Annotated in this window: 8 protein-coding genes; 3 read left to right on the forward strand and 5 right to left on the reverse strand. The window is 57.0% G+C overall.

The genetic code is table 11. From position 1 onward, the window contains the following. Positions 1-17: 17 nt before the first annotated feature. Complete coding sequence (gene dnaE / locus GO988_RS19245; protein WP_157568625.1) at positions 18-3734, reverse strand: DNA polymerase III subunit alpha; 3717 nt, start codon at positions 3732-3734, stop codon at positions 18-20. A 304-nt stretch (positions 3735-4038) separates the two neighbouring features. Then, positions 4039-5361 carry a flavin monoamine oxidase family protein gene (locus tag GO988_RS19250; protein WP_157568627.1) on the reverse strand — a complete coding sequence of 441 codons (1323 nt, stop codon included), beginning with the start codon at positions 5359-5361 and terminating at the stop codon, positions 4039-4041. 342 nt (positions 5362-5703) lie between these two features. Between GO988_RS19250 and GO988_RS19255 the strand changes: the two genes are divergently transcribed. After that, positions 5704-6771 carry a fatty acid desaturase family protein gene (locus GO988_RS19255; protein ID WP_157568630.1) on the forward strand — a complete coding sequence of 356 codons (1068 nt, stop codon included), beginning with the start codon at positions 5704-5706 and terminating at the stop codon, positions 6769-6771. A gap of 7 nt (positions 6772-6778) precedes the next feature. On the opposite strand, the gene GO988_RS19260 is transcribed toward GO988_RS19255, so the two are convergent. Next, entirely contained in the window at positions 6779-7495 is a 717-nt protein-coding gene (locus GO988_RS19260) for a phosphatase PAP2 family protein (protein ID WP_157568632.1), read from the reverse strand. 124 nt (positions 7496-7619) lie between these two features. On the opposite strand from GO988_RS19260, the gene GO988_RS19265 reads away from it, so the two are divergent. Beyond that, positions 7620-8909 (forward strand): aminopeptidase P family protein, encoded by a 1290-nt coding sequence (locus GO988_RS19265; protein WP_157568634.1) that lies wholly within the window; start codon positions 7620-7622, stop codon positions 8907-8909. A gap of 146 nt (positions 8910-9055) precedes the next feature. Here GO988_RS19265 and GO988_RS19270 read toward each other — a convergent pair whose 3' ends face one another. Next, positions 9056-9856, reverse strand: a complete 801-nt coding sequence (locus GO988_RS19270) for a class I SAM-dependent methyltransferase (RefSeq protein WP_232341600.1) — start codon at positions 9854-9856, stop codon at positions 9056-9058. 197 nt (positions 9857-10053) lie between these two features. Between GO988_RS19270 and GO988_RS23840 the strand changes: the two genes are divergently transcribed. Then, positions 10054-10665: a hypothetical protein gene (locus GO988_RS23840; protein WP_198172913.1), complete on the forward strand. Its 612-nt coding sequence runs from the start codon at positions 10054-10056 to the stop codon at positions 10663-10665. Between the two features lie 89 nt (positions 10666-10754). Here GO988_RS23840 and priA read toward each other — a convergent pair whose 3' ends face one another. Then, positions 10755-13295: a replication restart helicase PriA gene (gene priA / locus GO988_RS19280; protein ID WP_317164930.1), complete on the reverse strand. Its 2541-nt coding sequence runs from the start codon at positions 13293-13295 to the stop codon at positions 10755-10757. Positions 13296-13342: the final 47 nt, after the last annotated feature.

The raw sequence follows: 13342 nt of genomic DNA on the forward strand, positions 1-13342 counted from the left end.
GCGCAGTTTTTTGCAGCTTAAATAAGGGAGCATACATCAAGCTCAAACTCTTTCATTTTATCGATAAAGACCTTAGGCTCAATTTGGAAGCGCCGCGAAAACATATCTACCGCTAAGCGCTCGTGCGGCTCTACAAACTGAATTTCTAGCCGCTTAGAACCCTTGGCGTGTTCGATAGCCTCCTGCAAACGGTCAATCATGGGGCCGGTGACAGTGCGCAAATCCAGTTTCACGCGCACGCCCTTGCTGAGCTTATCGGCCACGTTGCTGAGCTGCTCCATCGTCTTGATTTTCAATTCCCACTGGTCCTGGGTACCGTAGCGTAGCTCCATTTTGCCGCGCACAAACATGGGTGGCACTTGGTCGTTGTGGTAATTTTTGGGGTTGATGAGCGGCCCATACTTCGAGAAGTCATCGCGAAACAAGGCCAGGTTAAGGCTTGAATCGTAGTCCTCAATGTTGAAGGAAACCATCGGCTGGCCACTTTTGGTGGTGCGGAACGTCACGCCCGAAATGAGGCCGGCCACATTCACATCCTTGCCTTTTTGGGCATCTAGCTTGTCGAGTGGGCAGGTGCAGTAGGCGTCGATTTCCATACGGTAGGTGTCGAGCGGGTGGCCCGACAGGTAGAAGCCGACTACCTCTTTTTCGCGGCGCAACTTTTCGGGAGCGCTCCACTCGTCGAGGTCCTGTACTTTGGGCAGTGGCGCGGCCACGGCCCCAAACGCGCTGGCTCCGAACAAACTATGCTGCGCCGATTCTTTGGCGGCTTGGTGCTGCTGGCCTAGCTTCATCGCCTTCTCGATGAGGTTTTGGTCGCCGGCGGGGGCGTCCATAAACTGCCGGCGATTGTACCGCTCGAAGCTATCGAAGGCGCCAGCCTGGGCCAGACTTTCCCACGTTTTCTTATTCACTGAGCGCAGGTTTACGCGCTTAGCAAAATCGAATACGTCGGTGAATGGGCCATTTTTCTGGCGCTCTTCTACTAATTCGAGTACGGCGGCTTCGCCAGCACCTTTCACGGCGGCCAGACCGAAACGAATCTGGTTTTCGCGGGGCACGTTGAATTTCTGTTCCGATTCGTTCACGTCGGGGCCCAGCACGGCTACCCCCTGCTTGCGGGCCTCCTCGATAAAGAAGGTCACCTTCTTGATGTCCCCCATGTTGTTGGTGAGCACGGCGGCCATGTATTCGGCAGGGTAGTTAGCCTTCAGGTAGCCAGTCTGATACGCGACTACTGAGTAAGCGGCCGAGTGCGAACGGTTGAAGCCGTACTCAGCAAACTTTTCCATTACGTCGAAAACCTCAGAAGCCTTTTTTGCCGGAATCTTGTGGATTTCGCCCGCGCCCTTCACGAATTTCTCGCGCTCCAGGGCCATCTTCTTCATGTCCTTCTTACCCATGGCGCGGCGCAGCAAGTCGGCGCCGCCGAGCGAGTAGCCAGCCAAAATCTGGGCCGTTTGCATAATCTGCTCCTGGTACACCATAATGCCCTGGCTGTATTCCAGAATGGGTTTCAGTAGCTCGTGCGGGTACTCTACGGGCTCGCGGCCGTGCTTGCGGTTGATAAAGTCCGGGATGAACTGCATCGGGCCCGGCCGGTACAGGGCGTTCATGGCAATCAGGTCCTCGATGTTGGTCGGTTTCAAGTCCTTGAGGTACATGCGCATGCCTTCCGACTCGAACTGGAACGTGCCAATGGTATCGCCGCGCTGGTAGAGCGCGTAGGTCTTGGGGTCGTCGAGCGGAATGTCGTCGATGTCGATTTTAACGCCGTGATTACGCTCAATCAAATTCAACGCGTCTACAATGATGGTCAAGGTTTTAAGACCCAGAAAGTCCATCTTCAACATGCCCGCCGATTCAATCACCTTGCCATCAAACTGCGTGATGAGCAGGTCCGAGTCTTTGGAAGTCGAAACGGGGATGTACTTAGTGATGTCATCCGGCGCGATGATGACGCCCGCCGCGTGGATACCTGTGTTGCGCACCGAGCCTTCGAGGCGCTCGGCCAACGCCAAAATTTGGCCCTTTAAGTCGCTCTGGTCGGCTCGAATAGCTTGCAGCTCAGGTACGTCGCGGAAGGCGCCGGCCAAGGTAGTACCGGGTTTTTCGGGCACGAGCTTCGCTATCTCATTGGCGGCGGGTAGGGGCAGCTCCATCGCCCGCGCCACGTCTTTGATGCTCGACTTGGCGGCCATGGTACCGAAGGTGATAATCTGGGCCACCTGCGTTTTGCCGTACTTATCCACCACGTAGTCAATGACTTTCTGGCGGTTCACGTCGTCAAAGTCGATGTCAATATCGGGCATCGACACGCGTTCGGGGTTCAGAAAGCGCTCGAACAGCAGCGAATATTTGATGGGGTCGATGTTGGTAATACCTACGCAGTAGGCTACCGCCGACCCTGCCGCCGAGCCCCGGCCGGGGCCCACGGCCACGCCCATGCTCCGGCCTTTGTTAATAAAGTCTTGGGTAATAAGAAAATAGCCCGCAAAACCCATCGTCTGGATAATGCGCAGCTCGTAGTCTAGGCGCTCCTCCACTTCGGGCGTGCGCTCGGAGTAGCGCGGCGGCTTGCTCATTGTCACCGTCCCATTGCCGGCCGCCGGCCCAAAAGCCCCCACGTAGGTTAGCTCGCGCAAAAATTCGTCGGCATTGGCAAACTCGGGGGGTAGGGGGAAGTTGGGGAGCAGGATATCGCGCGCTAGCTTGGGCGGCGTCACCTTATCCACAATTTCGTTGGTGTTATCCACACTTTCGGGCACGTCGAAGAACAATTCGTTCATCTGCGCCTGGCTCTTGAAAAAGAACTGGTCGTTGGCAAACCCGAAGCGGCGGCGGCGCTGCTTAGGCGGCTTTTGCAGCTCGTCGTCGATGCGCGACAGCATGCGCCGGGCGTGCTCATCGTAGCCGTGCGTCTGCCGCAGGTTGTCCAGCGTATCGTAGTGCACGCGCTGGTCGGCGGTGAGAATGGTGTAGTAGTTCGTCTCGAAGTCACCAACCGGAATATTGCGCTCCTCGGCCGTGTTCACGCACAGCAGTAGGTCATGGGGCGCGTAGTCGTTCTGCTCCACATAGTGCGAGTCGTTGGTGCAGATAACCTTGACGTTATACTTCTTGGCTAAGCTGAGTAGCACCTGGTTCACGTCTTCTTGGCTTTTGCCAGTGCCATCGAAGTTCATCAGCCCGTGCCGCTGAATCTCAATGTAGTAGTCGTCGCCAAACACGTCGAGCCACCACTTTAACAGCTCCTCCGCCTTGGCTTCGCCCTCAAAGAGAATGGCCTGCGGAATCTCGGCCCCGATGCAGCAGCTGGTCGCAATGAGGCCCTCGTGGTACTTCAAAATCAGCTCCTTGTCGATGCGCGGAAACTTGGAGTACACGCCTTCGATGTAGCTCAAAGAGCTGAGCTTGGCTAGGTTGTGGTAGCCGGCCTGGTCTTTGGCGAGCAGCAGCTGGTGGTAGCGGTTGTCCTTTTCGCCCTTCTCGCGCAAGAACGTCTTCTTGTGGCGGTCGGCCACCATGTAGAATTCGGAGCCGATAATAGGCTTTACGTTGTACTTATTCGCCTCGGCCACGAAGTTGAATGCCCCAAACATGTTGCCGTGGTCGGTGAGGGCTACAGCGGGCATCCCGTCGGCCTGCGCTTTTTTCATCAGGGCCGAAATACTGGCTTGGCCGTCGAGCAGCGAGTACTGGGTGTGCGAGTGCAGATGTGAGAAAGTGGGCATAGAAGCGGTGCGGGCAGTTAGTAAGTAAAGATACAACTGCTCCTGCCAGGGCTTATGCCTTAAAACCGACCTTTCCTAAAGAGTCGCTGTTTCACAGTATGGTTAGACAAAGCAGTCTTTTTGCGCATGTGTGCTAGTGAGCCTAAGCGGCTTCACGCGTCGGCTATCGCTCCGATACACCTACTCGGTAACTCCTAAGTAGGGCAGAGCTTAGTTACTGCTCAGAGTGATGTGCCTCAGCATTTCTAGGTGCTTGCTAAAGAGCTATTTCGTGAAGCTCCTTAGTTTTCAAGGGGGTAGGCTGCTATGCGCGCGAAGCCAGTAAGGTGCAAGCCGCTGCCTGGCCGCTTCGTAACGCAGCCTCGACGGTGCCAGCGTCGGGCCCTTCGTGGAGGCCTTCACCTGCAAAAAACAGCGTACCGGCCACGGGGGTAGCCAGCGCCGCACGGGCGGCCCGCGAGCCTACCGTAGGATACGAATAGGCGCCGTATGCATACGGCTCGGCGCCCCAGTTGCGCACGTGGCTAGCGCAGAGCTGTTCTTGCAGCACCAAGGGCGAAACGGCCAGCAACTCAGCCAACGAATCCAGGGCTAGTTGCAAAATGGTTTCAGCCGAAGCGGCTTGTAGGCGCTGCGCTGCGGGCCCGGCTACCCAGCCCGTCAGCTGGGGGCACGGATTGGGCAGTTGGCTCCACCAGGTAGGAACGGGTGCCTCCGAAAGCAAAAACTCTAACTCGGGCAGCCGCTCGTGCCAAAAAACCTCCCGAAATTCAAGTACAATCTTGATTACTGGCCCAAACCCAAGCTGCGCTGCCGCTGCCCGGTGCGCCGGCAAGTCGGGCATGAAGCGGAGGTAGCCGGGCTGGTCTGCTGGCAACTGCCACACGCCTAGCGGCACCGTGCACAGCACCTGTTGAGCGTGGTACTTGGCGCCTGTTTCGGTGAGTACTTCCACGCTGCTAGGCTGCCAGCGAATTTCTTGCACCACGGTGGCTAGGTGCAGGGTAGCCCCGGCGGCCTGCGCCTGCGCGGCTAGCCAGTGCAGCAGCGGGCCGTAGCCACCCACTGGGCGCGGCGAGTCGTCGGCGCCGCCTGCTGCCCATTCGTCGCGCAAGGCCCAGGCACTCACGCGGTGCGTGTCGGCTGCATCGTAGCCTTCGGCAAACTGCGTAGCAGTAGCGCGCAGCTGCGCATGCTGCGCGCCCGGAAATTCGCGAGCTAAAAACTCAGCCAAGGGCAAGTCCTCGGTCAGCAATTCCAGTTTTTCGACTAAAAGCGGCAGCTGGGCAAAAAAATCAGCGTCGGCTTGCAGCTGGCCATCGCGCACGATGTAAGTGCGGCCAGCGGTGTCCTGCCAGCCTATCCCCGCTGCGGCTAGCAAGGCTCTGGTAAGCGGCACGGCCCCGTGCATAAACTCGGCTCCGGCCTCAATGGGCTGCGTGAAGCCGGGCGGTGTGAGCGTGTGCACGCGCCCGCCCACCCGCTCGCGGGCTTCTAACAGCAGCACTTGGCGGCCAGCGGCGGCTAGGTCGCGGGCCGCTAGCAGCCCCGCTGCGCCAGCGCCAATGATGAGCACCTCGGTTTGGTGCTCGGGGCGGCTGGGGGCGGTGTTGGGACTTTTGTTCATACTGTAAAGAAAAGCTAGCCGTGCCCTTCGAAAAATAAGCAGGCGCGGATGCAGCCCCTTTGAGGGCCCCTACACACCTAACTGCCCACAAATAGGGGGGTAGTAAAGCGGCGCTGGGCGGGCACCGCGGCTGACCCACTGAACTACTTTGGCTTAGTTACGCTTACCTGAACACTAACTTTGGGTGTTGAGGATTTTTAGTTGATTATCAGGGGCCAATGCTGGCCTGCCGCTTGAGCTGCGAGTAGCTCTTTTTGAGCTAACCCACCTTGCCTGGTCGCCTGCCCTTAGCAGCCACAGCGTTAAGAGATTGGGATAGCTGTCGATTTTTTCGAAGCCCCCATGAAGCTGTTGATGCCTTCTACCGACCCGGTTTATACCAGGCCGGCTACCCCTTCTATTATAGCCAACTGGCTAAGTCGCTACGTGCAGGACGAGCGAGATATGCCTTTTGCTTACTTGATTCTCAAAATATCGGCCACGATGCTGCCGCTGGCCGTGCTGCTATATGTGCCAGCCCTCACGGGCTGGGCGTGGTGGGCGGCGCTAGCTGCGTATCTATTCCTAGGAAATTTGCGCTTTAAGGGGCCATTTGGCCTGATGCTGCACTGCACTAGCCACCGGGTACTGTTCAAGAAGAAGTACGCTTGGCTGAATAAATACATTCCATGGGTAATTGGGCCGCTGTTTGGCCAAACGCCCGAGACGTATTTTACTCACCACATGGGCATGCACCACCCAGAAAATAACCTGCCGGATGACGAAAGCTCCACCATGTTTTACCAACGCGACTCGGCGCTAGGTTTTTTGCGCTACCTCAGCGATTTCCTGGTGCTCGGCATCCCGCGGCTAGTCGGGTATTTTAACCGCAACAATAAGGCAACGCTGCGCTACCGCTTGCTGCGCGGAGAAGTGCTGTATGGTGTAGTCACGCTAGGATTAGCGTTTGTGGATCTGCCGGCCACCATAGCCGTATTTATTGTGCCATTTGTGCTCTCGCGCGTCATTATGATGCTTGGTAACTGGGCACAACACGCGTTTATTGATGCCAACAGCCCCGAAAATTGCTACCGCAATAGCGTGACGTGCATCAACACGCCCTACAACCACAAGTGTTGGAACGATGGCTACCACATCAGCCATCACCTCAAGCCGGCCTTGCACTGGACCGACCACCCCCATCATTTTCGCCAAAACCTCGCGCAGTACGCCAGCAACGAGGCCATTGTGTTCGATGGCATTCACTTTCTGCACATCTTTTTCTTCCTTATGGGCAAGCGCTACGACTTGCTGGCCAAGCACTTCGTGCTACTTGACCGAGTAGCCCGCACCGAATCGGAAGTGATAGACCTGTTGCGCAGTCGCACCCGCCGCATCGGGCGGGCAGTACTCATGCCGCAGCTAGCCTAGGTCATTGCTACCCCTTAGCCCCAGCCAAGGGGGTAGGCCCAGCCTGCCCCTGCCGCCGGGCTTGGCCCGGCCGGCGCAGTCGCCACTGGTGCCAGGGGCGCGGGTGGTGGTCAAGGTAGGGGTTTAAACAATTGATTATCAACAATGTAAGCGCGGTGCCTAAGAGGGAACCCGCGTACACGTCTTCCATAAAATGCTGGGCCAAGTATACCCGCGAGTAGGCGGCACCGGCCGCTAGCAGTAGGTAGGCATAGCCCCATTTCTTGTTATTGGCCAGCAGTGTAAGCACCAAAAATACGGAGAAGGCTGACGTAGAATGGCCCGAGGGAAAGCTTTTGAGCGTACCCATCACTACCCCCTCTATTACGTGCAAGGGAGGGAAACCAGGGTTTTCGCTGAAATACCGAAAAGGCCGCGGGTGACCCGTAAAAATCAAGTGCTTACCTATTTGAGCCACCAAGGATGTAAGGGCAAAGCACGCAAAAGCGAGCAGCGCCCAGCGAAAGCGTACAAACAGCAGCGCCAATACGACGAGTACGTAAAAAAGGCCGTCGCCCACGTTGGTAAACGCCCGAAAGAAATAATCGAAAAAAGGTGCGTGGTGTCCATTTACCCAAAAGAAAGCGGCGTGCTTGGGCGTGAGGAGCAGGACGCCGCCCACGGCCAGCAGCAGCACAGCGTAGGGAACTAGAAACGTGCGGGTTTGCCGAAGCAGCTGGAGCATAAGGGAAGCGGGCCGCCCGCGCCAGGGTGGGGTAGGGGCCGGGCAAAATTACCGCCGCGCGGCCGGGCGTCGTTTGGGCGCGGCCTAACTTGCGCCTGTTAAACCGCCCTTTCTCTCCTTTAGTATGCGCTACGGTCCCATCGCCCCCGAGCTGTTTAGTGAAAATCGCCGTCGTTTCCGCGAACTGCTGCCGCCGCAGTCGCTGGCCATTTTCAACGCTAACGACATCCTACCTACCAACGCCGACGGCACGCTGGCGCTCAAGCAAAACACTGATTTATTTTACCTCAGCGGCGTCGACCAGGAGGAAAGCATCCTTGTGATTTGCCCCGACGCGGCATTACCCAAGTACCGCGAAATCCTGTTTTTGCGTGAAACGTCGGAGCACATTCTGGTTTGGGAAGGCTATAAACTAACTAAGGACGAGGCAAAAGCCGTGTCGGGCGTGCCCACTATTATGTGGCTAGACAGCTTCCCGGCCGTGTTGGCTGCCCTCATGAACGAGGCCGAGTACGTGTACCTCAACTCGAACGAGCACATTCGGGCGGTGGTAGAGGTCGAAACCCGCGATGCACGCTTTATTAAAGATTTGCAGCGCCGCTACCCCCTGCACCAGTATCGCCGCGCCGCCAAGCTCACGCACCAACTGCGCGCCATCAAAAGCCCCGAGGAAATTCGCCTCATGCGCAAGGCCGCCGACCTCACTGACAAGGCTTTCCGCCGCGTGCTGGGCTTTGTGAAGCCAGGGGTGTGGGAGTACGAGATTGAAGCCGAAATACTGCACGAGTTTGTGCGTGGTGGCTCGCGTGGGCCAGCCTACGGCAGCATCATCGGCAGCGGTGAAAGTGCTACTATTCTGCACTACGTGAGCAACGACCGCCAGTGCCAAGACGGCGACGTGCTACTGCTCGATTTCGGCGCCGAATACGCCAACTACGCTGCCGACCTTTCACGTAGCATTCCGGTCAACGGTACTTTCACGCCGCGGCAGCGCCAAGTATACGAGGCTGTATTGCGCGTTTTCAAATTTGCCAGCGCCCGCTTAGTAGTCGGCAACGAGATTGAGGAATACCACAAGCAAGTGGGTGCGGCCATGGAGCAGGAGTTAATCAACCTCGACCTGCTCAACGCCAGCGACGTCAAAAACCAGGACCCGGACGCGCCGCTTTATAAAAAGTATTTTCCGCACGGCACCAGCCACTACCTCGGCCTCGATGTGCACGACGTAGGCTACAAATACCGCAAGTTTGAAGCTGGTATGGTGTACACCTGTGAGCCGGGCATTTACATCCGCGAAGAGAAGTTGGGCATTCGCCTCGAAAACGACTTCCTCCTTACCCCCTCCGGCAACGAGGACCTCATGGCCAACATCCCCATCGAACTCGCCGATATTGAGCGGCTTATGCAACGCTAGTTTTAAATCCTGGTCGCCTAGCGTAGCCTCACAATTTTAGGTGAGCGGGCTAGGCGGCTAGGGCATAACATGGTACAGTTAGTTGGCTAGCGTAGGCGCGTTGTGTGGCTATTTTAGTCTTAGCTTACGCTGACCAATAAGTAGCTCTAGGGGTTAGCCGCTGGCCGGCGAAACAGCAGCAGGTGTTGTTGGGGCAGTGTTTCGCGCACTTCTACAAACTCTAGCCCTACGGCCGACATCTCTTTTTTGGCTTGGCCCACGGTCATCTTATGAATCTGCTTGATGGGCACGTTGGGGTCTTCGGCACGATACTCCACCAGGGCCAGCCGGCCAGTGCCGGGCCGCAACGCTTTGCGAATGGCCAAACCCATTTCATGCGGGTGGTCAAATTCATGGTAGGCATCCACAATGAGCACAACATCGACCTTGCCAGCGGGCAAATGCGGGTCGCTGATAGTCCCGAGCACTGGCTCTACATTGCGCAAGCCATTTTTAAGCTGGCGCTGCTTTAGCTCTGCTATCATTTCGGGTTGAATATCAACGGCTAGCACCTCGCCCTGCGGCACCAGCGCTGCCAGCCGAAACGAGAAAAAGCCCGTGCCCGCGCCTATATCAGCTACTACGTCGGTAGGCTTTAAATGCAGTTCTTTTACCAAGGTTTCGGTGCCTTCCTCCTGCGAGCGGTCGTCACGCTCTAGCCAGTCGGCGCCCTCGTGGCCCATCACGTGCGCTATCTGGCGGCCTTGGTAGTAGCGCCCAATGCCGTTGGGGTCGCGGGGCGGCCGGTTTTCGTAGCCCGCCGAATCCGGAATAGACGAAGCAGTGGCAATTAGCCCCGAGCGTAGCCCCGGCTGGGCAGCGGCGTTCGATTCCATGGGTAGCTGGGTGCAGGCCCCAGCCAGCGCCAACGTACCCAAGCTCAGCCCCATTACAACTGCATTCTTCATAAACAACAAATTCAATTCGAGGCAGAGCCTTCCGCCGGCACAACAACCACTGGCTGCCTAGCGTTCAGCAGCCAGTTAGCGAAACTGGTTAGGCCAATTAGTTCCTCTTCGCAAAAAAAGTGAGTTCTAATCCAGCCAAAGTACGTTCCTCAACGTATTGCGGGCATATTTCTTTCATTCTTTTACCTCTTCGCCTTATGAAAAACCTGACTTCTACCATGGGCCGCATTGCCGTGGTGCTGACTGGCGCCCTCGCGCTAGGCTCGTGCAACCGTGCTGAGTACGCTACGTTGCCGCGTTCGGCTTCTTATCTGGGCAGCACTACGGTAGCCTCCGTACCTCGCTCGGCAGCCCCAGCAGCCAGTGCCGCCACGGCGGTAGTTGCTACCCCCACCCCCGAGGCGGAGTCGCCTGCTGCTACAGTGGCCACCATGCCAGCGGTAGCTACGCCAGCGCCGGCCGTAGCGGTCGCTGCGCCAGTAGCAGCGCCGAAAGTAGAAGCATCGGCAATAGCCGCTCCTAAGGCCGAAGCCCCAACTGCCACCGCGGCTGCCCCCAAGCTCAACTTGGTGCAGCGGATGGCATTGGCCAAAGTCACGAAAAAACTTAACAAGCTGGCTGCCTCTACCCCCCAATTAAAGCAAAAGGATGCCACGGCCGATACTGCCCGTATTAGCGGGAACCTACGTACGGGTCTTATTCTGCTGCTTATTGGTCTGATTGTAGGCATCTTCAGCGGCCTGATTGGTACCATCATCGCGCTTATCGGTGTAATCTTTATCGTACTCTGGCTGCTCGACGAGTTGTAGTATGCCTTAGCCACGGCTAATGCAAAAGCCCCGATTACCTATGGTAGTCGGGGCTTTTTGATGGGGTAGGGGCTGAAAAACGCCCTTGCTTACATGGGGTCAACGTCGACCACTAGCCGCGCTTGGCGGTATTCCTTCTGGTCGCGAACCACGTCCAACGCCGCGCAGATATCTAGCTTGGCCTTCTTGAGCACCGTGTGCTCGCGGCTGAGCTTGATGACAATTTCCTGCAAGAAGAAATTGCGGATGCGAAAGATGTACGGCGCTTCGGGCCCCAGCACCGGGCCTCGGCCCAGGCGGTCGGCTAGTTCTTGGGTGAGTAAGATAGCTGCCTTTTGGGCCAGCTCTTGGTCCATGTGTTTCACCGTCAGCTTTATCATGCGGGTAAAGGGCGGGTACTCGTGTTCACGCCGCTGCTGAATCTCGTACTCATAAAATTCGAGGTAGTCGTTGCGGATAACCTTATCGAAAATCACCTGGGTAGGGTCGGCCGTTTGAATCAATACCTTGCCTTTCTTGCCTTTGCGGCCCGCGCGACCGCTCACCTGCACAAACATTTGGTAAGCGCGCTCGTGGGCCCGATAGTCGGGGTAGTGGATAATGCTGTCGGCATTGACGATGCCCACCAAGCTCACGTTTTCAAAGTCGAGGCCCTTGGTCACCATTTGCGTGCCTACGAGCACATTGGTTTTCTGCTGCTCAAAATCGCCGATAATCTGTTGGTACGCGTTTTTGGCGCGCGTCGTATCCAGGTCCATGCGCTGCACATTGGCCTGCGGCAGCATGATTTTGAGGTCATCTTCCAGCTTTTCGGTGCCGAAGCCTTGGGTGCGCAAAGCGCGCGAGCCGCAGGCTGGGCACTGCGTAGGCATGCCTTCGTGGTAGCCGCAGTAGTGGCAGCGCAGCTCGTGGGCGTGCTTGTGGTAGCTCAAGCTCACGGCACAGCTCTGGCACTTCGGAATGTAGCCACAGTCGTTGCAGGCCGTGACCGGGGCATAGCCGCGGCGGTTCTGGAAGAGAATAACCTGCTCGTTCTGCGCGATTTTACTCTCCATTGCATTCAGCAAATCGGCCGAGAAATGGTTATGCATCTTCTTCTCGGCGCGCAGCTTGCGCGTATCAATTAGCTCGATTTCGGGCATACCGGCTTCCCCAAAGCGTTTGCTGAGTGTCACGAGGCCGTAGCGGCCGAGGCGTGCCTGGTAATAGGTTTCCACGGCTGGCGTGGCCGAACCCAGCAGCACCTTGGCGCCCTGGAAGTTGCTCATCATCAGGGCTACTTCGCGGGCGTTGTAGCGCGGAGCGGGGTCGTACTGCTTGTAGCTCGATTCGTGCTCTTCATCTACAATGAGAAGTGCAAGGTTATCAAACGGCAAAAACACCGCCGACCGCACGCCCACTACCACTTGGAAGCGACCCGAGAGCACGCCATTCCACACTTCTACCCGCTCGTTGTCTGAGAACTTGGAGTGGTACACGCCCAGCCGCGAGCCAAACACCCGCATAAGCCGCGTTACAATCTGGGCCGTGAGCGCAATTTCGGGCAGCAGGTACAGCACTTGCCCGCCGCCATCGAGGGCCTGGCGAATGAGGTCGATGTAGATTTCTGTTTTGCCCGAACCCGTGACGCCATGCAGCAGCACAATGTCCTTCTGGCCAAAAAGCGTCATCACCTCATCGCGCGCCGTTACCTGCGCTTCGTTGAGCTGAAAGGGCATCTGGGCCACGGGGTTCTCGTCCAAAGGAAAGCGCGACACAATCTGGTCAAACTGCTCCAGAATACCGTTTTTTATCAGCGTATTCACGGCCGAAGGCGAGAGGTGCGGCGAACTCGTAAGAGCCGCTTTCTCAATGCCTTGGTGGTTGAGGTGCTCGTTGTGGTGCACCGGCACACGCTGCAAGTACTTCAGCAGCACATCTACCTGCTTGGGCTTGGTGGCAAGTTGTTCAAAAAGTTGCTCTACCCCTGCTACTAGGTGCGCAGCCAGCCGCACCTTCTTTAGCACTTTGGGCGAATATTTATCTGAAAGCTGTTCAAACAGAAAGATAATGTCCTTCTGCATGAGCGACTTAATAACCTTGTGAAACGACGCAATTTCTAGCAAGTCACCCACTTCGGTGAAGGTCAGCGCCTTGCCATCTTCACTACGTAGGTTCTCTACAATGCGCTCTTCCTTTTCATCGAGGGGGTAGGGGCTGCCGTCAGCTACATAAGCTGGGTGTAATTGAATGCGCGACTCCGAGCTCAGCTTGAGCGCCGAGGGTAGGGCGGCGTTGATAACCTCGCCCAGTGTACACATGTAATACTCACTAATCCAGCGAAATAGCTTGAGTTGTGGCTGGGTCACGACGGGCGCGTCGTCGATAAATTCGAGAATATATTTGGCCTGGTACTCCTTGGGCGGCGTTTCGTGCACGGCCGCCACAATGCAGCTGAGCGTGCGCTTGGCCCCAAACTGCACGATAACCCGCCCACCGATTACCACATTGTCATTTAGCTCGTACGGCACCCGGTAGGTGTAGAGCTTAGGCAGGGGTAGGGGCAAGATAACGTCCACAAACAGCGTCACGCGGTCGGGCGTGGCCGCTGGGGCGGGGGTAGGGGAAGCGAATTCGAACGTAAGCGACACAGCGAATAAATAGCAGGCAGGCGAATAGTAAAGATAACCCCGGCAGC

Source organism: Hymenobacter ginkgonis, from assembly GCF_009755225.1.
Classification (GTDB): domain Bacteria; phylum Bacteroidota; class Bacteroidia; order Cytophagales; family Hymenobacteraceae; genus Hymenobacter; species Hymenobacter ginkgonis.

Bases quoted from the DNA above. Each gene is read 5' to 3' on its own strand.
- dnaE (WP_157568625.1), bottom strand. From the start codon at position 3,734: ATGCCCACTTTCTCACATCTGCACTCGCACACCCAGTACTCGCTGCTC.
- GO988_RS19250 (WP_157568627.1), bottom strand. From the start codon at position 5,361: ATGAACAAAAGTCCCAACACCGCCCCCAGCCGCCCCGAGCACCAAACC.
- GO988_RS19255 (WP_157568630.1), top strand. From the start codon at position 5,704: ATGAAGCTGTTGATGCCTTCTACCGACCCGGTTTATACCAGGCCGGCT.
- GO988_RS19260 (WP_157568632.1), bottom strand. From the start codon at position 7,495: ATGCTCCAGCTGCTTCGGCAAACCCGCACGTTTCTAGTTCCCTACGCT.
- GO988_RS19265 (WP_157568634.1), top strand. From the start codon at position 7,620: ATGCGCTACGGTCCCATCGCCCCCGAGCTGTTTAGTGAAAATCGCCGT.
- GO988_RS19270 (WP_232341600.1), bottom strand. From the start codon at position 9,856: ATGAAGAATGCAGTTGTAATGGGGCTGAGCTTGGGTACGTTGGCGCTG.
- GO988_RS23840 (WP_198172913.1), top strand. From the start codon at position 10,054: ATGAAAAACCTGACTTCTACCATGGGCCGCATTGCCGTGGTGCTGACT.